The sequence below is a fragment of the Streptomyces sp. NPDC060031 genome (genome assembly GCF_042736805.1).
Classification (GTDB): Bacteria; Actinomycetota; Actinomycetes; order Streptomycetales; family Streptomycetaceae; genus Streptomyces.
Genome location: NZ_JBHWVM010000065.1, coordinates 25,183 through 44,820 on the forward strand (window position 1 = coordinate 25,183; position 19,638 = coordinate 44,820).

General features: G+C 70.9%; 18 protein-coding genes, 1 tRNA gene and 1 pseudogene. 9 read left to right on the forward strand and 11 right to left on the reverse strand.

Annotated features, from left to right (window positions below; genetic code table 11):
• Positions 1 to 221 precede the first annotated feature (221 nt).
• Positions 222 to 392, reverse strand: a pseudogene (locus tag ACFWB8_RS25625) (tyrosine-type recombinase/integrase); the annotation flags it as partial.
• A 350-nt stretch (positions 393 to 742) separates the two neighbouring features.
• Between ACFWB8_RS25625 and ACFWB8_RS25630 the strand changes: the two are divergent.
• Both ACFWB8_RS25630 and ACFWB8_RS25635 read left to right on the forward strand, forming a co-directional pair.
• Positions 743 to 1,033, forward strand: a complete 291-nt coding sequence (locus tag ACFWB8_RS25630; protein WP_385231531.1) for a hypothetical protein — start codon at positions 743 to 745, stop codon at positions 1,031 to 1,033.
• A 111-nt stretch (positions 1,034 to 1,144) separates the two neighbouring features.
• Positions 1,145 to 1,222: transfer RNA gene (locus ACFWB8_RS25635), tRNA-Cys, on the forward strand.
• Positions 1,223 to 1,511: 289 nt separating this feature from the next.
• On the opposite strand, the gene ACFWB8_RS25640 is transcribed toward ACFWB8_RS25635, so the two are convergent.
• Positions 1,512 to 2,225, reverse strand: a complete 714-nt coding sequence (locus ACFWB8_RS25640; protein ID WP_385231534.1) for a neutral zinc metallopeptidase — start codon at positions 2,223 to 2,225, stop codon at positions 1,512 to 1,514.
• Between the two features lie 1,093 nt (positions 2,226 to 3,318).
• Between ACFWB8_RS25640 and ACFWB8_RS25645 the strand changes: the two genes are divergently transcribed.
• Positions 3,319 to 3,954 carry a hypothetical protein gene (locus ACFWB8_RS25645; protein ID WP_385231537.1) on the forward strand — a complete coding sequence of 212 codons (636 nt, stop codon included), beginning with the start codon at positions 3,319 to 3,321 and terminating at the stop codon, positions 3,952 to 3,954.
• A gap of 15 nt (positions 3,955 to 3,969) precedes the next feature.
• Entirely contained in the window at positions 3,970 to 4,200 is a 231-nt protein-coding gene (locus ACFWB8_RS25650; RefSeq protein WP_385231540.1) for a DUF2277 domain-containing protein, read from the forward strand.
• 40 nt (positions 4,201 to 4,240) lie between these two features.
• Here ACFWB8_RS25650 and ACFWB8_RS25655 read toward each other — a convergent pair whose 3' ends face one another.
• The 4 genes from ACFWB8_RS25655 to ACFWB8_RS25670 all read right to left on the reverse strand — a co-directional run bounded on the left by ACFWB8_RS25655 (position 4,241) and on the right by ACFWB8_RS25670 (position 8,142).
• A complete protein-coding gene (locus tag ACFWB8_RS25655) occupies positions 4,241 to 4,756 on the reverse strand; it encodes a hypothetical protein (RefSeq protein ID WP_385231543.1) in 516 nt (171 codons plus the stop codon).
• A gap of 160 nt (positions 4,757 to 4,916) precedes the next feature.
• Positions 4,917 to 5,555, reverse strand: a complete 639-nt coding sequence (locus ACFWB8_RS25660) for a DedA family protein (RefSeq protein WP_385231546.1) — start codon at positions 5,553 to 5,555, stop codon at positions 4,917 to 4,919.
• Between the two features lie 152 nt (positions 5,556 to 5,707).
• The gene (locus ACFWB8_RS25665; protein WP_385231549.1) at positions 5,708 to 7,369 is read right to left on the reverse strand and encodes an alkaline phosphatase D family protein; all 1,662 of its coding nucleotides are present in this window, start codon (positions 7,367 to 7,369) and stop codon (positions 5,708 to 5,710) included.
• A 110-nt stretch (positions 7,370 to 7,479) separates the two neighbouring features.
• Positions 7,480 to 8,142, reverse strand: coding sequence for an HNH endonuclease family protein (locus ACFWB8_RS25670; protein WP_385231552.1), 663 nt, complete (start codon positions 8,140 to 8,142; stop codon positions 7,480 to 7,482).
• Positions 8,143 to 8,354: 212 nt separating this feature from the next.
• Between ACFWB8_RS25670 and ACFWB8_RS25675 the strand changes: the two genes are divergently transcribed.
• Positions 8,355 to 8,750: a hypothetical protein gene (locus tag ACFWB8_RS25675; protein ID WP_385231555.1), complete on the forward strand. Its 396-nt coding sequence runs from the start codon at positions 8,355 to 8,357 to the stop codon at positions 8,748 to 8,750.
• Here ACFWB8_RS25675 and ACFWB8_RS25680 read toward each other — a convergent pair.
• Positions 8,731 to 9,408, reverse strand: a complete 678-nt coding sequence (locus ACFWB8_RS25680; protein WP_385231558.1) for an HAD-IA family hydrolase — start codon at positions 9,406 to 9,408, stop codon at positions 8,731 to 8,733. The genes ACFWB8_RS25675 and ACFWB8_RS25680 overlap by 20 nt on opposite strands.
• A gap of 132 nt (positions 9,409 to 9,540) precedes the next feature.
• On the reverse strand, positions 9,541 to 10,431 hold the full coding sequence (locus tag ACFWB8_RS25685) for a peptidoglycan-binding protein (protein ID WP_385231561.1): 891 nt from the start codon (positions 10,429 to 10,431) through the stop codon (positions 9,541 to 9,543).
• A 229-nt stretch (positions 10,432 to 10,660) separates the two neighbouring features.
• On the opposite strand from ACFWB8_RS25685, the gene ACFWB8_RS25690 reads away from it, so the two are divergent.
• Positions 10,661 to 12,715, forward strand: a complete 2,055-nt coding sequence (locus ACFWB8_RS25690) for a DHA2 family efflux MFS transporter permease subunit (protein WP_385231564.1) — start codon at positions 10,661 to 10,663, stop codon at positions 12,713 to 12,715.
• 53 nt (positions 12,716 to 12,768) lie between these two features.
• Here the strand turns inward: ACFWB8_RS25690 and ACFWB8_RS25695 are convergent, their stop codons facing one another.
• A complete protein-coding gene (locus ACFWB8_RS25695) occupies positions 12,769 to 13,245 on the reverse strand; it encodes a GNAT family N-acetyltransferase (RefSeq protein ID WP_385231589.1) in 477 nt (158 codons plus the stop codon).
• Positions 13,246 to 13,448: 203 nt separating this feature from the next.
• Here ACFWB8_RS25695 and ACFWB8_RS25700 point away from each other — a divergent pair, with 203 nt between their 5' ends.
• Positions 13,449 to 13,844 (forward strand): nuclear transport factor 2 family protein, encoded by a 396-nt coding sequence (locus ACFWB8_RS25700; protein WP_385231567.1) that lies wholly within the window; start codon positions 13,449 to 13,451, stop codon positions 13,842 to 13,844.
• A gap of 60 nt (positions 13,845 to 13,904) precedes the next feature.
• Here the strand turns inward: ACFWB8_RS25700 and ACFWB8_RS25705 are convergent, their stop codons facing one another.
• Positions 13,905 to 14,264 carry an antibiotic biosynthesis monooxygenase family protein gene (locus tag ACFWB8_RS25705; RefSeq protein ID WP_385231570.1) on the reverse strand — a complete coding sequence of 120 codons (360 nt, stop codon included), beginning with the start codon at positions 14,262 to 14,264 and terminating at the stop codon, positions 13,905 to 13,907.
• 121 nt (positions 14,265 to 14,385) lie between these two features.
• Here ACFWB8_RS25705 and ACFWB8_RS25710 point away from each other — a divergent pair, with 121 nt between their 5' ends.
• Complete coding sequence (locus ACFWB8_RS25710) at positions 14,386 to 16,446, forward strand: bifunctional glycosyltransferase 87/phosphatase PAP2 family protein (RefSeq protein WP_385231573.1); 2,061 nt, start codon at positions 14,386 to 14,388, stop codon at positions 16,444 to 16,446.
• A 409-nt stretch (positions 16,447 to 16,855) separates the two neighbouring features.
• Here the strand turns inward: ACFWB8_RS25710 and ACFWB8_RS25715 are convergent, their stop codons facing one another.
• A complete protein-coding gene (locus ACFWB8_RS25715) occupies positions 16,856 to 18,100 on the reverse strand; it encodes a cytochrome P450 (RefSeq protein ID WP_385231576.1) in 1,245 nt (414 codons plus the stop codon).
• A 265-nt stretch (positions 18,101 to 18,365) separates the two neighbouring features.
• On the opposite strand from ACFWB8_RS25715, the gene ACFWB8_RS25720 reads away from it, so the two are divergent.
• On the forward strand, positions 18,366 to 19,535 hold the full coding sequence (locus ACFWB8_RS25720; protein WP_385231579.1) for a steroid 3-ketoacyl-CoA thiolase: 1,170 nt from the start codon (positions 18,366 to 18,368) through the stop codon (positions 19,533 to 19,535).
• Positions 19,536 to 19,638: the final 103 nt, after the last annotated feature.

Sequence of the window (19,638 nt, forward strand, 5' to 3'; positions counted from 1 at the left end):
GCGGCCAGACGCTTACTGCCGCCGACCCACAAGGGGCACGGTCATGGCTCGGCGCCGCGGGCAGCCCTCCACCTCGCAGCTTGCCCTTGGAGGAACTTACAAAGCAGATGTCGGCGGTTCGAAACCGTCCGCGCCCACCAGCAGAAAGACCCCCCGCCGATCATGGCGGGGGGTCTTTTGCATCCGGATCTGACATCAACGGAGCGGATTGGGAGCGCCTCCCGCCTCCTGAGCAGCCGGTCCATGTGCCCGATGGCCTCGCGCTGCGTGTCCTGCACGACGTGTGCGTAGACGTTCATGGTGACGGCGATCTGCGAGTGCCCGAGGATCTCCATGACGACCCGGGGCGGAACGCCGGCGGCGGTCAGCAGCGTCGCGGTCCCATGGCCAGCGGGTCCTTGCGAGCTGCACCGCTCGTTCCAGGCCCAGGGTCTCGATGCCCCTTCGCCGCAACGACCTACGCCGGTTCTCATAGCTCCGGGCATAGGCCTCGGAGGGCAACGCCTCGTCGTCCCATCGACGTATTCGGCGCCGTCGACGAGGGCGGCCAGGGCAGCTTTCGATGCTTCGTCGTCGCCGGCCAGCAGCGGCATCAACTGATCCCGTTCCATAGCCCCCCTTGGCATCCTGCGTTGCGGCAGTCGTGCTCCGCAACCCGCGTATATGTCTCTCGCCGCAGGTATGTCCTCAGGGGGCCAAGCCGCCTTAGGGGTCGTGTGCTCTGAGCGGCATGATGGTCTCCATGACCTCCGAAGCCAGCAGTGCCCCCGTCGAGAGCACCCAACTTACGGCCGTGACCGATGGTGTCGCGCAGGTTTACACGTGGGAGGCGGACGCGCGGATCGAGGTGCGGGACCTCGGGGGAGAAGTCGTGATCGAGGCGAATGCCGCGGGTCTCAGGACGCTCGCAGGGCATCTGCTCGTGCTTGCCGGCGACGGTGTTCCCGATGGGAGTCACCTGCACCTCGAAGACAGCAACGGTCTGGAGGACGGGTCCGTTGGCTTGGTCCTGGAGCGGTGCGACGACGAGTGAGGGCGGCTGGCGGGCGTGGTGGAGCTGGGCGAGGAGCTGACATCCACGGCTGACATCAACGACGGCGGATAGCAGCAGCCGTCTGCGTCTCCTCACGGGGCAGCCAGTCGTGGGAGCTCTGGGCAGTACGAGTGTCTGGGCGAGCTTGCAAAGCAGATGGCGGCGGTTCGAAACCGTCCGCGCCCACCAGTGAAAAGGCCCCCAACCGATCATGGTTGGGGGCTTTCGCATGCCGCGTCGATGCCACATGGCAACTGTGCCTGACATCGGCGGCGACGATCAGAGACGGGCGGGGCGCTGCCGCGGCAGGCGGTGCATGTGCCCGATCGCCTCGCGCGGCGTCTCCCGCGGGTCCTGGCGTCCAGGTCGTTCGTACGGGCTACAGGGTGCGCCAATGACGGTTGCTCGGATGCCGGTTGGGGTCGGAGGCTGGGGTGGCCTGTTCGCCGACTTGGGCTCGCAAACGGTAGAGGCTGGTTTAGTTGGCCTCTTGCTGCGGAAGGCAGGCGTTGACTCCACCACTCACGCCGTGAGTGAAATATTTCGTCCGCTGAGATATGTCACCGTGGTCCTTGGGATTGGCCCATGCGGTAGTATCGCCCAGTTTCTGAAGGCCATTGATAATTTCGTCGGTGTCCCCTTTCTCCCAGCGGAGAGTGCCGTCCCGGGTGGCACCCTGCAACGTCGCGCCGGCAAGGCAGTCGGCCTGCAACTCCTTCGAAACAAACTGCAGGTCAGAGTTCAGCCTGGCCTGGATGGCGTGGCCCCATTCGTGAGCCACCACGAGGTAGACCCACGAATCGCCGACCATATTGAACCCCATGTCCATGAGGTGGACGCTCCATGCCAGATAATCTCCATCGAGGCAGTAGAGTGCATTGTATTTATCTGGCGTCTCTCCACTACATCTGGGAAAGTTTACGCTTTCCGTGTCATAAAAACCTAGGGTGCCGTAAATGCTTGGGGGTCGATAGGATTCCGTGAAGAAATCAGACCAATTCTTATCCCAGAATCCATTGACGACCTGGACGGCGTCGCTGGTTTCCTCGGTCAGTTTGGGGTCGATGCGCATCGACCAGCCCGGCTTCGAGACCGGCCTGGAGGGCGCGTTGGTGGCGCCCAGTGATACGCCACCAAGAGACACGCAGACAAGGAGGGTTGTCGAGAACAGGGTGCGTACATAGCGGCGCATAGCATCGCCCCTAATCTATGCAGGAGATCCAACTGCCATTGAGCGACGTGAATGCTCAGGCGCAAGCCGTCGTGCTGGACGTCTTGAAGTGATCGAAACTCTGCCCCTGGCGTGCTGATCAGCCGGTCGGCCTGGTCGGTGCCTTCCCGAGGGTGGGATGAGATGCACCTATACGTTCTTCCAGGCTGTCGATTCCACCCCCGGCGCGATCATTCCAGCCCTCAAGCCAGAATGGATGCGAGTTACAACTCCCTCCTTTATCGCATCACCCTGGACAACTGATCGCAACTCAGAGAATCTGTGGGCAGCTGCGGGGTGCACTACCTCATCTGACAGGGCTTCACGGTGGCCTGCGTGACGCAGGCGCCCGCATCGGCGAGGGCTACGGAAGCCGACAGCAAAGGCGGCGGGCAGCGGCGAAGTTGGACCGTCAAGACCCCCGGCGTTCACGGTGGGACTTTTGCATCGGCGACTGACATTAATGAGAGCAGCCAGGCGCAGTCGAGTGCCTGCCTGAGCAGCCGATCCCGCACGCGTGCGGTGTGCTCCACTGCGCTCCTGTTCGCGCCTTCCAGGGGGGAGCGCCCGGCAGCACGATGCGTACGTTCGCGAAGTTGCTCGGGAGCGAAGGGGAGAGGTGCGATGACCCAGCCGAAGTGCGGAGCTGCAAAGCAGGGTGGGGGCCGGTGCACGAGATCGGCCAGCGTAGGCAGCGGCCAGTGCTTCCAGCATCAGGGAGCTTGGACGGCCGGCGCACGGGAGCGGCGTAAGAAGAGGGACGCCGAGGGCAAGATGAAGGAGCTGCGGAAGAGGAAGTGGGCCTGGTGGTGACCGGTTTCTGACATCCGTGGCCGCTATCGACGCGGGTGGTTGACGACGCTCCCCATCAGTTGAGCCGGGGCCATGGGTCCTGGGCTCGGTCGGTCGGGGAGGGGCACCGCGCGGCCCAGCGGAGTAGGTGTTGGCGGATTGGACTCGCCCGGGTTCGCCAGTGAGGAGACCGCCCGCCGTTCGCGGTGGGGGGTCTCCTGGGTTTCTGGCTGGGTGGGGGCGGGGGGTTTTGTGTGGGAGTGGGGCGTGGGATGGTCTGGGGATGGGTGAGGGGCTCGCTTGGGGTGGGGCGGCTGCGGTGGTGGTCGCGGTGTTGGTGGTGCTGGAGAGGGGCGCGCGGGAGCGGTTCGACCGGCGGCGGGATGCGGAGCGGGAGCGGTTGCTCGCGGGGGTCGGGCGGGGGGCGCGGGGCGCTGAGGGGCCGGGGGATCCGAAGTTCTCGGACGTCGGGGGGATTCGGCCGTCGTCGGCGGAGCTCGGTGACCGGCGGGACGACTTCACGCCGATCCTCGTCGAGTACTACGCGTACGGGCTGACGCAGGCGCGGAGCAGTTTCGCGACCAGCCAGCGGTTCGCCGGGGCCGGGGCGGCGATCCTGCTGGTCGGGATCGGGATCGCGGTGTGGAAGGCCGAGAGCAGCGGAGACCTGTACCTGGGGGTCGTGACCAGTTCCGTGGGGCTCGTGGTGACCATGATCGGGCAGTTGTTTCACCGGCGGGCGGACCTCGCGCTGAGGCACATGGCCGACCAGACCGCCTCGCTGCGGGAGGACCGGCGGGCCGCCGAGACGATGCAGCAGGCGATCCTGCTGCTGGACGAGGTTGCCGATCAGGGGATGCGGGCGCGGCTGCAAGCCGGTTTGATCATGAAATTGTCCGGGGCCGAGCTGCCGCAGTAGCGGGATAGTAGGGGTATGTGCCGTTCCATTAAGACCCTGCGCCCGCCCGCCATCCCCGAGAAGGCCACCGAGGAGGAGATCCGGGCGGCCGCGCTCCAGTACGTACGCAAGGTGTCCGGGTTCCGGGCGCCCGCCGCCCACAACCGGGAAGTGTTCGAGGCCGCGGTCGACGCCATTGCCGAGGCGACGGCCGCGCTGCTGGACGGCGTGCACGTGCGGGGGCAGCAGGCCGTGCCGGCCGGCTGACCTCCCGCGCCGGCCGGGTGGGGTGGTGTCGTGCCGCCCGTCAGGTGGTGCGTCCCGAGCGGCGGCGCAGGAACCACACGCCGGCGCCGAGTCCGCCCGCGACGAGGGCTCCGCCCATGGCGATCTGACCCGGGCTCATGGAGCCGACGCTGCCGCCGAGGCCGCCGCGGGCGGCGCCGGCGCTGATGTTCAGGGACACGGTGACGCGCTGGCCGCCGGTGCCGCCGCACTCGAAGGTGACGGGGTATGAGCCCGCGCCGATGTCGCGGAGGGTCGTGGCGGAGCCGAAGAGGTTGGTCGCCTCCAGGTTCCCCGGGCTCAGCCATACGTCGCCGAAGGCGCGCGAGGAGGCCTTGCCGGTCTTGGTGCCGCAGCCGGTGATGTTGAGGCTGACCCGCTCGCCGGGGGCGACGGTGCTCGGGGAGACGCTGGCGGACGGGGCCGCGTGGGCCAGCGTGGCGGGAGCGGTGGCGGCGACGGCGAGGGTCGCGGCGGCGACCGCCAGCAGCCGGGGCAGGTGGGTCAGGCGGTGCGTGCGGTTCGGTGTGGCGGGCATGGAGAGAACTCCTCGGGCTCCTCGACGCGGCGCGGATTCGGATGCGCACCGTGCTCTGGACGCTAGGAGCCCGGCCCCGCCGCGGCGATCGCTGCCGGGTGAACGGGTGACCCACTGCTCCGCCCGGGGTATTCAGAACCCCTGGCCGCCCCCACGCGCGTTACGTCGCCGGGGTGGGGCCAGGGGCGGGGCGGCGGACGAGGAAGGCTGCCAGGGAGCCCGCAGCGAAGAGGGCGATCAGGGAGACCGCGGTGCCGAGCCAGGTGGTGCCGAGCCACTGGGTGCCGAAGTAGCCGAGGGACACGCTGTAGCCCGCCCAGGCCGAGCCCGCCAGGACCGACCAGGGCAGGAACTCCTTGACCTTGCGCTGCATCCGTCCCGCGCCCAGGGAGACCACCGAGCGGCCGGCCGGGGCGAAGCGGGCGATCACCACCAGGGCGCCGCCACCGCGGGACAGGGCGGTGCCGAGGCGTTCGTGCGCGCGGGTCAGCCGGCGGGAGCGGGCGATGGCGCGGTCGAGGCGGGCCCCGCCCCGCCGGGCCAGCCGGTACGCGGCCATGTCGCCCAGCACCGAGGCGGTAACAGCCGTCACGAGCAGCGCCAGGATGTCAGGCACCTGTGCCGGCACCACCTGGCTCGCCGCCGGTCCGGCCGCCCCCGCGGCGGCCGCCGCGGCCGCCGCGGTGATCACCAAAACGCCGCTCGGCAGCACCGGCAGGAAGACGTCGAGCACGACGGACAGCGCCACCAAGGCGTAGATCCATGGGCTCGAGGTCAGAGACCCCAGAGTCTCAAGCAAAACGGGACTCCCCAGTCCGGTTGACGTGCTTCGGCAGTGAAGCGCCGCGACGTCGCGGGGAGCGGCAGGGGCGGCTTGACAGCCATACAGAGTACGCCCGCTGTTTGCGCACCGGACGCCCGGGGCCACTCAGGGGCCCGCGGTGTGTCCACTCACTCCGCACCGGTGAGCTCCCGGTCGAGTACCTGCACCAGACGGGCGCCCTGGCGCTGCCGGTGTGCCTGGTCGAGCCGGAGCCGGGCCGTCCGCCCGGACAGCGCCAGCGTCATCAACTGGTTGCCGAACCACGGCCCGCCCGTACGCCGCCAGCTCAGCGGCGGGCGTCCCGTCCGCCCGTGCCCGGAGAACCCGCGCCCCAGCCACCGGCCCAGGCGTGACCAGCCCAGCCGGAAGCCCCACTTCACCGCGATGTGGATGGAGTTGTGCACCGGCGAGCACGTCAGCTGGAACACCCGGGCCGTACTGGGTATTCGGGGCTCGGCCACATACGCATGGTGGACGTCCCCCGACAGCACGCACACCGTCGCCGGCGCCCGCGGGCCCGTGCTCACCTCCTCGATCAGATCGCTGAGCGCCGCGAACGAGGCCGGGAACGCCGCCCAGTGCTCCAGATCGCTGCGCCGCCGAAGGTCCTCCCCGATCCGCGCCCACCGAGGTCCCCGCTCGCCGCGGCAGAGCGCGGCATTCCACACCTCCGCGTCGTGTATCAGCGGCGGCATCAGCCACGGCAGCGAGGCCCCGATCAGCAGGTGGTCATAACCGCCGTGCCCCTCCAGCGCGTTGTCCCGGAGCCACTGGTGCTCCGCCGGGTCGAGCATCGCCCGCCCGTCCTCGGCCAGGACCCGGGCGGCCCGGGTGTCCACCATGAGCAGCCGGTACCGGCCGAAGTCGCGGCGGTAGCTCCAGCGGGCCGTGGCCGGATCGGCGTCCGCCGCGGCGGCGAAGGCCCGTAGCGTGTCGGTGCCGTCGGGGGCTTCCCGTATCGCTCCGTACAGCGCGTCGGCCGCCAGCTCGGCGGGGGAGAGGTTGCCCAGGTGCTGGTACACCCAGTACGACATCAGTCCGCTGAGCACCCGCTCCTGCCACCAGGCGGTGGCGCGCATCTGCGCCACCCAGGCCGCGCTGGTGTTCCAGTCGTCCACGAGATCGTGGTCGTCGAATATCTGCAGGCTCGGGACGGTCGACAGCAGCCAGCGGATCTCGGGGTCGAGCCAGGATTCGTAGTAGAGCCGGGTGTACTCCTCGTAGTCCGCGACTTGGGCGCCGGGGGCCTCGCGCAGGTCCCGCCGGGCCGCGAGCCATTGCCGGGTCTCCCGGGACAGGTGGTCGGCATACACCTGGTCGCCGAGCAGCAGCAGGACGTCGGGCCGGACCGCCTGCGGGTCGCCCGCCAGCCGCGCAGCCAGGGTGTCGAGCGCGTCCGGGCCGTGCGGACCACGCCCGTCGGCGGGCGGGGCGGCCTGGCGGCAGGAGCCGAAGGTGACGCGGAGGCCGGGGACGGGGCCGGCGGTGCGGCCGGTGACGGCGGGGGTGGTGATCGTGCTCGGCGGGAAAGGGTCGTCGGGCAGCGGCCAGACCCGGAGGCCGTCGAGCAGCACCTCATAGGCCGTGGTGCCGCCCGGGGTCAGGCCCGTCACCGGCACCAGGGCGTAGTGGTGCCCGGCGATCTGGAACGTGCGCACGCTGCCGCCGGCGCCGTCGGCGCAGCGCACCTCGGCGGTGCACGGGCGGTCCGCCTCGACCCAGATGGTGGCGGAGCCGCCCGTGTCCCAGTCGATGTAGCGCAGCAGTGGTCCCAAGCGCAGTCCGGCCATGCAACTCCCCCTCCTCCGTTGTCCCTTCGATCACGTTACGACGGGGAGGGGGAGCTCGGCCTCCCCCTGGCGGGGGAAAGATCTCTGGCCAGGGGTGTGCTTCTTGGCTGTCAGCAGGCGTTGAGGATGTTGACCAGGGCCGTCTTCTCGCCGGAGTCCATGCTCAGGCCCCAGTACTGCTTCACGTTGACCCACATGCGGGCGTAGGTGCAGCGGTAGGCGGTGCGCGACGGCAGCCACTTGCCGGGGTCGAGGTCGCCCTTGGCCTGGTTGACGTTGTCCGTGACCGCGATGAGCTGGGGGCGCGTGAGGTCGTTGGCGAACTGCTGGCGCTTGGCCGTGGTCCAGGAGTTGGCCCCGGAGCGCCAGGCCTCGGCGAGCGGGACGACGTGGTCGATGTCGAGGTCGGAGGCGGCGGTCCACGTGGCGCCGTCGTACTCGGAGTACCAGCTCCCGCCGACGGCGGCGCAGGCGGAGTCCTGGACGACGTTCACGCCGTCGCGCTTGAGGACGGTCTCGCGGGTGTTGCAGGCGCCGGAGACGGTGCTCCAGTGCGGGAACAGGTCGCGGCTGTAGCCGCTGGTGGAGCCCTCCGTCTTGGGCGTGACGGTGGCGAGGTACGAACGGGCGGCCGCGGCGCTGATGGGGGTGGGAGGGGCGGCGGCGGCGCTGGGCGCGCCGACGAGGGTGGTGAGGGAGGCGAGCGCGACTGCTGTCGCGAGCATGCCAAGTCGACGCGCGTAGACGCCGGGCGTGCGGAAGGTGGGGGACATCGGGGCTCCCTGGGAGTGGGGGGTGGGTCCGTGCGGCCCCGCCGGTGGGGGCGTGGCCATGCTGGCGGCGCCGGGTTTCGCGGGGATGGGCGCCAGGTGACAGTGTGGCGACATGAGCATGTCATGACGAGGTCTGCAACGCCCCGAAATTAAGCGGAACTTGCGACTCCGGGTGAGGTGCGGGCCCGTGGGGGGCGTGGGAGCCGCGCGAGGTGATCCGGGGCGGGATCCGCGCTCTCGCACCCAGGGGCGCCGCCGAGCCGAAGCGCCGCCTGGCACGGCCCACGTCTCTCGGTACCGATGGCGTCCTGCCCGGCCGAACGGGCGTCGCCGCCGCCTTCGTCGTGCACGCGGCACCCGTCAGCGCGGCCGCCAACGTCCTGACGCTGCTTCCGCACCGGCTCGTCCGGGCCGTCGTCGCCATCGGGATCCTGGGCGGGCGGACGCTGGTGAAGTACGTACCGCTGAAGCTGATCGGCAAGATCGGGGCGGCGCGGTGGCCGGTGGCGCGGTACGCGAAGGCTCCCCGCCCTCACCGGGGGCGGGGAGCCTTCGCGCATCCGTGGTGCGAGCGTGGCCCGGTCGGGGTCAGGCCGTGCGGAGCGTGAGGTGGATCGAGCCGTCCGCGGCGGCGGTGACGTCGACGGACGTCAGGTCGGACACGTGGGCCGTGGGGGCGTGGGCGGCGGCGCGGGGGCCGACGCCGATGACGCGCATGCCCGCGGCGCGGCCGGCCTCTATGCCGGCGGCGGAGTCCTCGAAGACGATGCAATCGGCCGGATCCACGCCCAGGGCGGCGGCGCCCTTCAAGAAGCCCTCGGGATGGGGCTTGCTGTCCTGGACGGATTCCGCGGTGACGCGGACCTCGGGCATCGGCAGGGCCGCGGCGGTCATCCGGGCCGTCGCCAGGGCCGTGTCGGCGGAGGTGACCAGGGCGTGCGGCAGGGCGGCGAGGGAGGCCATGAACTCGGGGGCGCCGCCGACCGGCACCACGCCTTCGGTGTCGGCGGTCTCGCGGGCGAGCAGCACCGCGTTCTCGGCGCGGTTCTGCTCCATCGGGCGGTCCGGGAGCAAGATGGCCATGGTGGCGTAGCCCTGGCGGCCGTGGACCACCTTGAGGGCCTCTTCCGGGTCCAGGCCGTGGGAGACGGCCCAGTCGCGCCAGCAGCGTTCGACCACCGCGTCGGAGTTGACGATCGTGCCGTCCATGTCCAGGAGCAGGGCCTTGGCGGTCAGGACGACAGGGGCGGTGGTGCTGGCCGGCATCGGCGGGCTCCAGACGGGGCGGGAGAAGAGAACAAGTGGTTCCGTCCACCGGTCAGGGAGTGAGGACGGAACCACTTTGTTCCTGCACGATACAAAACGAGGGGCCCTCCGCGCCATCCCTGGACGTGTGACTCATCCCTCCAGTGCCGCCCGGGTGGCGGGTCCGTAGACGCCCCAAGGGTCCTCGTCGATGTCGTTGCCCCATTGGAAGGTGGAGACGGCCTCTTCCACGCGGTCGCCGTACTTGCCGTCGATCCTGCCGCGGTACAGGCGCTTGGCAGCCAGCAGGCGCTGGAGCTTCTCCACCTCCGGTCCCGAGTCCCCGTACTTCAGGGTCTGGGCCTGCGCCGGCGGGGGCGGCGTGGTCGCGGAGCGGCTGGGAGTGGGCGACGGGCTCGGCGAGGGGGCCGCCGACGTACGGGACGCGCTCGGGGACGGCGACGGGGAAGGGGAGCGGGACGCGGACGCGGACGCGCTGGGGGAGGCGGACCGAGACGGCGACGGGCTCGGCGGCGCCGACGTGGACGGGCCCGGCGCACTCGCCACCGGGACCGAGGGCTTCGCGTCGGGGAGGGCGGTGGCGGGCTCCTCGGAACCGGGCAGCAGCGCCAACGCCACGCCCGTACCCAGGGCGGCCACCGCGAGAGCGCCGACCAGGATCGGCGCGATGCGCCGCCGGGGGCCCCGCGGCGCATCGGCCCCGGACGGGACGGCGCGGAGCTGCATCGTTTCGCCGGGCCGCGCCGGCCGCGCCTGCGGCGCCGCGGGTCCCGGGTCCTGTGCCTGTGCCGAGGCTCCCGGATACGCCGTGGCCCGCGGATACGCCGGCGCCTCCTCCGGGTACCCAGGCTGCGGGACCACGGGCATCCCGTACGCCGGGGTGTCGTGCTCCGGCGGGCCCTGCGCCGGGACCTGCGCCGGTCGGACCTGCTCCGGCGGGACCTGCGGCTGGGACACCACGCCGCGCACCCGCTGCGGGGAGGGTGGCGGGGCGTCCGCCTGGCCGGGGTCGGGCAGTGTCACATACGGCCGGACGCGCAAGGGCTCGAACCCCGCGCCCGGCGCACACCGGCACGCGGCACCCACGGCATTGCATTCCGGACAGCGTTCAGCGCTCACTGGAACCCCTCCCTCCCTGGCCACTGCCAGGCATTATGCAGACCCCCGCAGGGCTGCCCAACCCGCCCGAGAGGCCATAACCGGACACACCGCTCAGGATGGAGATTGTTGATGCGGCCCGGAGGAGGAGCCGATGGCGCAGGACGTGACCACGGAGCCCGGCCCACAGCGGTCCGGCCCCACCACAGAGCACGCGAGCCGCGAGGTGCTCGTCTCCATCGGCGCCCTGTTGCTGGGGCTGCTGATCGCCGCGCTCGACCAGACGATCGTCTCGACCGCGCTGCCGACGATCGTCAGCGACCTGGGAGGGATGGCGCACCTCTCCTGGGTCGTCACCGCCTACATGCTCGCCTCGACCGCCGCGACCCCGCTGTGGGGCAAGCTCGGCGACCAGTACGGGCGCAAGAAGCTGTACCAGTACGCCATCGTGCTCTTCCTGATCGGCTCCGCACTGTGCGGGCTGGCGCAGAACATGCCGCAACTCATCGGATACCGCGCCCTGCAGGGCCTCGGCGGCGGCGGTCTGATCGTGCTGTCGATGGCGATCGTCGGTGACATCGTCCCGCCGCGCGAGCGCGGCAAGTACCAGGGCCTCTTCGGCGCCGTCTTCGGAGCGACCAGCGTGCTGGGTCCGCTGCTGGGCGGGCTGTTCGTGGACCAGCTGTCATGGCGCTGGGTCTTCTACATCAACCTCCCCATCGGCCTGGTCGCGCTCGTCGTCATCGCGTCCTCGCTGCACATCCCGGTGCGCTCCGAGAAGCACACCATCGACTACCTCGGCACCCTCCTCATCGCCTCCGTCGCCACCTGTCTCGTGCTGGTCGCCTCCCTCGGCGGCACCTGGGGCTGGAGTTCGCCCGAGATCATCGGGCTGGCCGTGCTCGGCGCGGTGCTGCTGGTCGCCTTCCTGTTCGTCGAGCGGCGGGCCGCGGAACCGGTGCTGCCGCTCAAGCTGTTCCGCATCCGCACCTTCACCCTCTGCTCCCTGATCAGCTTCGTCGTCGGCTTCGCGATGTTCGGGGCGATGGTCTACCTCCCGACCTTCCTCCAAGTGGTCCAGGGCGTCTCACCGACCATGTCCGGCGTCCACATGCTGCCGATGGTGTTCGGCATGCTCATCACCTCCACCGGCTCCGGCCAGATCGTCAGCCGCACAGGGCGGTGGAAGGTCTTCCCGATCGTGGGCACGGCAGTGACCGCGCTCGGGCTGCTGCTCCTGCACCAGCTCCACCGCACCAGCTCCACCTTCGAGATGAGCGTCTACTTCTTCGTCTTCGGCGCCGGCCTCGGCCTGGTCATGCAGGTACTCGTCCTGGTCGTGCAGAACGCGGTCAGCTACGCGGACCTCGGCGTCGCCACCTCGGGTGCCACCTTCTTCCGCTCCATCGGCGCCTCCTTCGGCGTCGCCATCTTCGGCACGGTCTTCACCAACCGGCTCGACGGCAAACTGGTCGCCTCCCTCGTCGGCGTTCCCCTGCCGCCCGGCGTGGACGCCGCGCGGCTGGAAGCCGACCCGCGGGCCATCGCCGCACTCCCCGCCGACCTGCGCCCCCGCGTGCTCGACGCCTACTCCACCTCCATCACCGACGTCTTCCTCTACGCCGTCCCCATCGTCCTCGTGGCCTTCGTGTTGGCCTGGTTCCTCAAGGAGGACAAGCTCCGCGGCTCGGTCACCGCACCCGACGTGACCGAGACCCTGGCCTCCAATCCCGTCCACCGCTCCTCCCACGACGAGGTGGCCCGCGCCCTGTCGGTACTCGGCACCCTCCAGGGCCGCCGCCACGTCTACGAGAAGATCACCGAGAGGGCCGGCTTCGACCTGCTGCCCGCCGCCAGCTGGCTGCTGCTGCGGATCTACAAGTACGGCTCCGCCGAACCCGCCGTCCTCGCCGACCGCACCATCGTGCCGCTGAGGGCCATCACGGACGCCGCCCGCCAGATCGAGGAGCGCGGGCTCGCCGAACGCGACGGGCTCGCGCTGGTCCTGACCGACAAGGGCCGCCAGAGCGCCGTGAAGCTGTCCGCCGCCCGGGAGGAGTCGCTGGCCGAGCTGCTCGGCGACTGGTGGGGCCCGGACCGGCCGACCGACCTGACCAAACTGGTCGCGGAGATCAACCGGGAGCTGTGCGGATCCGATTCCGAGGAGCCCTACGACGCCATGGCGCGCCGGGACCACGCGGCGCCCTGACCAGGCCCGGCCCGGTCCGCCGGCTCAGCCCTGCCCGCCGGGGCAGACTGGCGTCAGACCAGGGGCTTCTCGAACCAGTGCTCGGCATACGGGCCGGAGTTGTACGCGGGTATCTCGAGGTACCCGTGGCGCGCGTACAACGCCCGTGCCTCCACCAGGTCGGACCTCGTGTCCAGCCGGACCCGCTCGGCGCCCAGCGAGCGGGCCGCCTCCTCCAGGGCCTCCAGCAGCACCGCCCCGCCGCCGGTACCGCGGGCGCGCGGGTCGACGTACACCTTGGTGAGCTCGGCGGTGACGGGGTCGAGCAGGCGCATCCCGCCGCACGCCATGGGCGCGCCCCCCAGGCGCCCGACCACGAACCGGCCCGTTGGCGGCAGGAGCCCGTCGTCCGGGAAGTCGACGAGTCCCTCGTCGATTTCGGCCTCGGTGACGGACCGCTTCCAGTACCGGCCGGCGACCTCGGCGTAGTACGCGCGGCGCAGGAGCGTGGCGTCCGGGGTCGTGACGAGCTCCGGGGTGACCTGCCACATGTGCGCCGCGGGCGCGGTCTGGTTCTTGTTGATCGAGTTCGAGTTCGAGTTCGAGTGCGGGTTCGGGTTCGGGTTCTTGATCGAGTTCGCGTTCATGGCGCCATTGTGGAGTCCGGCAGGCAACCGCCGCGTTGGAACATCCACAGGCACGGGCCGATGATAGGAAAAAGGACAATCCGCCCACTGGGAGGGTGTGAACCGCCATGTCGGAGCATCCCGACTGTGCCCTGATCCGCCGCGGCTACGAGGCCTTCGGCAAGGGAGACATGGAGACGCTGGGCTCGCTGTTCACGGCCGACGTCATCCACCACGTACCGGGCAACAGCCCGATGTCCGGGCACCACAAGGGGCGGGAGGCCGTCCTCGACTTCTACCGCCGGCTCGGGGAGGAGACGAAGGGCACATTCCAGGTCCACCTGGAATCCGTCATGGTCGACGGACGCGGCCACGCCATGAGCGTCCACACGGCGCGCGGCGACCGCGGAGACCGCGGTATCGAAATCCGCGAAGGCCTTTTCTTCACCATCATCGGCCACAAGATCACCGACATCGACCAGTGCACCGCGGACATCGACGAGAGCGACGCCTTCTGGAGCTGAGCCCCCCGGCTCAGGGGCCGAGAGGGTCCGAGGTCGGCCACGGCCCCGGACCCTCCCGCGTCACGCCTGCTTCGGCGCGGCCTGCTGCACGACCTCGAACGACCACAGCGACGATCCGGACGCCGCGGGCTTCGGACGCTCCCCGGCAGCCCCGCCGGCCTCCCCGCCACCACCCTGGCCACCCTGGCCACCCTGGTGAGCGGCCTTCATCGGGCCCTCCATCCACGCCTGGAAGTCCTCCTCGGAACGCCACCGCGTGTAGACCAGGTACTGATCGGTGCCCTCGACCGGGCGCAGCAGCTCGAACCACTCGAACCCGTCGGAACCCTCCACGGCACCCGCCCGCGAGGCGAAGCGCCGCTCCAGCACCTCCCGCTGCTCGGCAGGGACGGTCAGTGCGTTGATCTTCACGATGCTCATGCGGGCCATCCTAGGTATCCCGTGGAGGATATCGTCGTCCCCAGGTAATGAAGTGGTGCATGAAGCGCGGCAGCCAGGCGAAGTCAGGGTTGCGGTCAACACGGCGGGAGGCCGGCGAGGCGTGGCTAACGCGGCGGAGCACAGTGGTGCGAACGGACATGCCGGGGTCATAGGCGGTACCAGCAGGCTCGGGGCGGCACGCCTCCTGCTGTGGGCGCTGGCGGGAGTGCTCGCCGTGAGGCAGGCGGCCGTCGTGCTGCGCGTGCCACCGGGGGAGTGGCTCAGCGACTTCCACGTGCCCGGCTCCCCCGGCGGGCTGCCGGCGGCGCTCTACGACACCGGCCAGTTCAACGGGACCCCCTTCGCGGGGCTGGTTCTGAAGCCGCTGGTCGGCTTCGCCGCGCCCCCGTTGGAGGTGGGCTGGACCTGCGTGACCCTGCTGTTCGTCGCCGCCATAGGGCTCGTGGCCGCGCGCAGCCTGCCCGACCCCGTGCCGCGACGCACCGCGCTGCTGGCCGCGCCCGTGCTCGTGGCGCTGATGATGGTCTCGCTGCCGGTGCGCGAAGCGTCCTCGCCCGGCCAGACCGCCGTCCTGCCGGTACTTCTGGTGCTGCTGGCGGTGTTCCGGGTGCCCGGCGAGCGGCCGTCCGGCTTCCTGATCGGCCTCGCCGCCGCCCTCCAGCCCGCCCTGCTGCTCTTCGCCCCGATGCTGTGGCTGACCGGGCGCCGCCCCACCGCGCGCGCCGCCGCGGTGACCTTCGCCGGTGCCACCGCGCTGTCCTTCGCGGCGCTGCCGCGCGACTCGTGGACGTACTGGGTCGAACACCTGGCGGGCACCGGTCTCGGCGGCGCCCCCGACAGCCTCTCCAACCAGTCCGTGCACGGCGCGCTGCTGCGGCTCGGCCTCACCGGTCCCGGCGAGATCCTGCTCTACGTCGCCCTCGCGGCCGGGGTCGCCTGGTTCGCCCTGAGCCGGGCCGCCCGCTACGCCCGCGACGGCCAGCTGCTGCTCGCCGTCGCGATCACCGGCTGCGCGGCCGTCGCAGTGTCCCCGACCGGCTGGCGCCACCAGCTGCTGTGGGTGCTGCTCGCCGTCGCCGGCAAGGTGGGCAAGCGCGCTGCCGACCGGCCCGTGTGGCCGGTCGCCGTGGTGCTCGCCATGACCCTGCCCAGCGACGTGCTGCTGCCCAACCTGGCCGCGCTGGCCCCCGTACGGGACAACGTGCCGCTGCTCGCCGCGCTGGCCGCCGCCTGCGTGGTGCCGTTCCTGAAGCGCTCCTCGCCGTACTGGCGCGAGCCGGTCCCCACCGCCTACGGGCGGCCCGCCGCCGCGCGGTGGTCGCGGGTGCCGCTGCTGCCGTTCTGGCGGCGCGTGCTCTCGCGCCCCAACCTGCTCCTGGAACTGCTCCTGATACGGGTCGGCTACTCGCTGTACTCTCACATCCGGGCCGCCGCGCCGACCAGCCGCAGCGTCGCCGAGGCGAACGGGAGCCAGATCCACGGCATCGAGCAGGCGCTCGGCATCGACATCGAGCGCGCCGTGAACCACGCCGTGGTGAAAATGCCCTGGCTGGAGGGGTTCTTCAACTTCTACTACACCTCCTTCCACTTCGTGGTCCCGCTGACGATCCTGGCGGCCCTGTACTGGCGCCGGCCGGGCGACTACCGCTGGGCGCGCGCCTCGCTGGGCCTGGCCACCGTGCTGGCGCTCATAGGCTTCTGGCTCTACCCGCTCGCGCCGCCGCGCCTGATGCCCGATCTCGGGTTCATCGACACCGTGCACGGGGTGCAGGACCTCGCCAATCCCCAGTACGGGGCCATGACCGCGATCTCCAACCAGTACGCGGCGATGCCCTCGCTGCACTTCGGCTGGTCGCTGTGGTGCGGGGTCGTGATCGTGACGCTCGCGCCGAAGGGGTGGCAGAAGCTCCTCGGGGCGCTGCACCCGCTGATCACTGTGTGCGCGATCGTCGCCACCGCCAACCACTGGGTGCTCGACGCGGTCGGCGGGGCGGTTGTCGTCTCCGCCGGCTTCGGGCTCGTGTACGTGCTGTCGGGGCCGCGGCGGCTGAGTGTGACGCTGCCGGGGCAGCGGAGGGGCGGGGCCGCGGGGGAGGCGGAGCCGGTGCCGGTGCCGGTGCCGGTGCCGGTGCTCGTGCGGGTCGCTGGGCGCGGGCGGTAGGCGTACGGGGGCTTGCGCGGGCCCGTGGGCGCCGCCGGGCTCCGCCCCGGGCCCCCGGCCCCGGCCCCGCCCCGGGCCCGCGCCTCAAACGCCGGCGGGGCTGGGATGGGCTCGGCGGGAGCTGGTAGGCGCGGCCGCGGGGAGAGATCGGGGCTCCGCCCCGGACCCCGCGCCTCAAACGCCGGCGGGGCTGGATTGGGCTCGGCCGGGTGGAATGGCTTCGGCGGGGCTGGATTGGGCTCGGCCGGGTGGAATGGCTTCGGCGGGGCTGGATTGGGCTCGGCCGGGTGGAATGGCTTCGGCGGGGCTGGATGGGCTCGGCCGGGGTGGAAGGTGGGGCCGGTGGGGCCCAGGGGACGGCAGGGGCCGGGGCGTGGGTGGGGTGGTCCCTGCCGTCCTGGAGCCGGGGTCAGCCGTGGCTGACCCGGAGTTCCTTGATGCCGTTGAGCCAGGCCGCGCGCAGGCGGCGGGGGTCCTCGCCGGTCAGGCGCAGGTCGGGCAGGGTGTCGGCCAGGGCGTTGAAGATCAGGTCGATCTCCATGACGGCCAGGGACTTGCCCAGGCAGAAGTGCGGGCCTCCGCCGCCGAAGCCCAGGTGGGGGTTCGGGTCGCGGGTGATGTCGAAGACGTCCGGGTTCTCGAAGACCTCGGGGTCGTGGTTGGCGGAGGAGTAGAACATCCCCACGCGGTCGCCCGCCTTGATCTTCTGGCCGCCCAGTTCCGTGTCCTGGGTGGCCGTGCGCTGGAAGGACACCACCGGCGTGGCCCAGCGCACGATCTCCTCCGCGGCCGTGGAGGGCCGGGTCGCCTTGTACAGCTCCCACTGCTCGGGGTGGGTCAGGAAGGCGTGCATGCCGTGGCTGATGGCGTTGCGCGTGGTCTCGTTGCCCGCGACCGCCAGGAGGAGGACGAACATGCCGAATTCGTCCGAGCCGAGGTTGCCTTGGCCCTCCGCCGCAACGAGTTGGGTCACGATGTCCTTGGCCGGGCACTCCTTGCGTTCGGCGGAGAGGTTCATCGCGTAGCCGATGAGCTCCAGCGCCGCGTTGGCGCCGACCTCCTCGGTGATCGCGTACTCCGGGTCGTCGTACGCGATCATCTTGTTCGACCAGTCGAAGATCTTGGTGCGGTCCTTCTGCGGTACGCCGATCAGTTCGGCGATCGCCTGGAGCGGGAGCTCGCAGGCCACCTGCGTGACGAAGTCGAAGCTGCCGTCCGCCGCGGCCGCCGCGGCCTCCGCGACGATCTTGCCGGCCCGGTCGCGCAGGGCGTCCTCCAGCCCGCGGATGGCCCGCGGGGTGAAGCCCCGCTGCACGATCTGGCGTACGCGGGTGTGTTCCGGCGGATCCATGTTCAGCATGATCAGGCGCTGGGCATCTATCTGCTCGCGCTGGATGTGCTCGTTGAAGCGGATGATCGCCGTGTTGGTCGTGGAGGAGAACAACTCCGGGTGCGTGGAGACGTATTTGACGTCCGCGTGCCGGGTGACGGCCCAGTAGCCCTCGTCGTCGAAACCGGTGACGCCCCGCCGCTGCGGGCACCACCACACGGGGGACGTCTGCCGAAGCTGCGCGAACTCCGGGAAGGGGACCCGGTCTTGGAGCAGGTCGGGGTCGGTTGCGTCGAAGCCTTCGGGCAGCACGGGGCAGGGCATCGGGCGACTCCAAAGTCTGACGGCCCATCAGATGATGGCTCGAAGGTAGTAACGAGTTCTAGAAGTGACAAGGGCCCCCGCGCCAACTGTTGCGTGTGGAATCCGTGTAAGCCACGTGCAAGACCCTTGCGTGCCGGGCCTTCTGGTCATAAGACTGCGGGGAGAACTAGAACGCGTACTAGTTCGGGCGGGGCGCCGGGACGGCCCGCCAGCCGAGGCGCGCCAAGCGCGCTGTGCGCTGCGCTACGCAGGAGAGGACGAGCTCATGGCCGCGGAACCCGTCATCGTCGAAGCCGTACGCACCCCCATCGGCAAGCGCGGGGGCGCCCTCGCCAACCTTCACCCCGCCTACCTGCTCGGCGAGACCTACCGCGAGCTCCTCGCCCGTACGGGCATCCAGCCCGACTGCGTCGAACAGATCGTCGGCGGCACCGTCACCCACGCCGGCGAGCAGTCGATGAACCCCGCTCGCAACGCCTGGCTCGCCATGGGACTCCCGTACGAGACCGCGGCGACGACCGTGGACTGCCAGTGCGGCAGCTCCCAGCAGGCCAACCACATGGTCGCCAACATGATCTCCGGCGGCGTCATGGACATCGGCATCGCCTGCGGTGTCGAAGCCATGAGCCGGGTGCCGCTGGGCTCCGGTTCCAAGCACGGCCCCGGCAAGCCCTTCCCGGACGAGTGGAACGTCGACCTCCCGAACCAGTTCGAGGCCGCCGAGCGGATCGCCCGCCACCGGGGCCTGACCCGCGAGGACGTCGACACGCTGGGCGTGCTTTCGCAGCAGCGGGCCGCCGCCGCGTGGGCGGAGGAGCGGTTCAAGCGCGAGACCTTCGCCGTGCAGGTGCCGACGACGGAGGAGGAGCAGGCCGCCGGGCAGGGCATGTGGCGGCTCGTCGACCGCGACGAGGGCCTGCGCGACACCAGCATGGAGGCGCTGGCTCGGCTCAAGCCGGTCATGCCGACCGCCGTGCACACGGCCGGGAACTCCTCGCAGATATCCGACGGCGCCGCCGCCGTGATGTGGGCCTCGCGCAAGATGGCCCGCGCGCTGAAGCTGAAGCCGCGCGCCCGGATCGTCGCCCAGACGCTGGTCGGCTCCGACCCGCACTACCACCTGGACGGGCCGATCGACGCGACGCGGGCGGTGCTCGGCAAGGCCGGGATGTCCCTCAAGGACATCGACCTCGTCGAGATCAACGAGGCCTTCGCCTCCGTCGTCCTCAGCTGGGCCCAGGTCTTCGACCAGGACCTGGAGAAGGTCAATGTCAACGGCGGCGGCATCGCGCTCGGTCACCCCGTCGGCGCCACCGGCGCCCGGCTGATCACCACCGCGCTGCACGAGCTGGAGCGCCGCGACAAGGAATTCGCGCTGATCACCATGTGCGCGGGCGGCGCGCTGGCGACCGGCACGATCATTCAGCGCCTGTAGCGGCAGCGGCAGCGACAGCGGGAGCGACAGCGGGATACGGGCGCTGCTCCGAAGACCCTGTGGGATGGGAAACAGAAGGCCCCGGTGGCCGACCTGGGGAGGT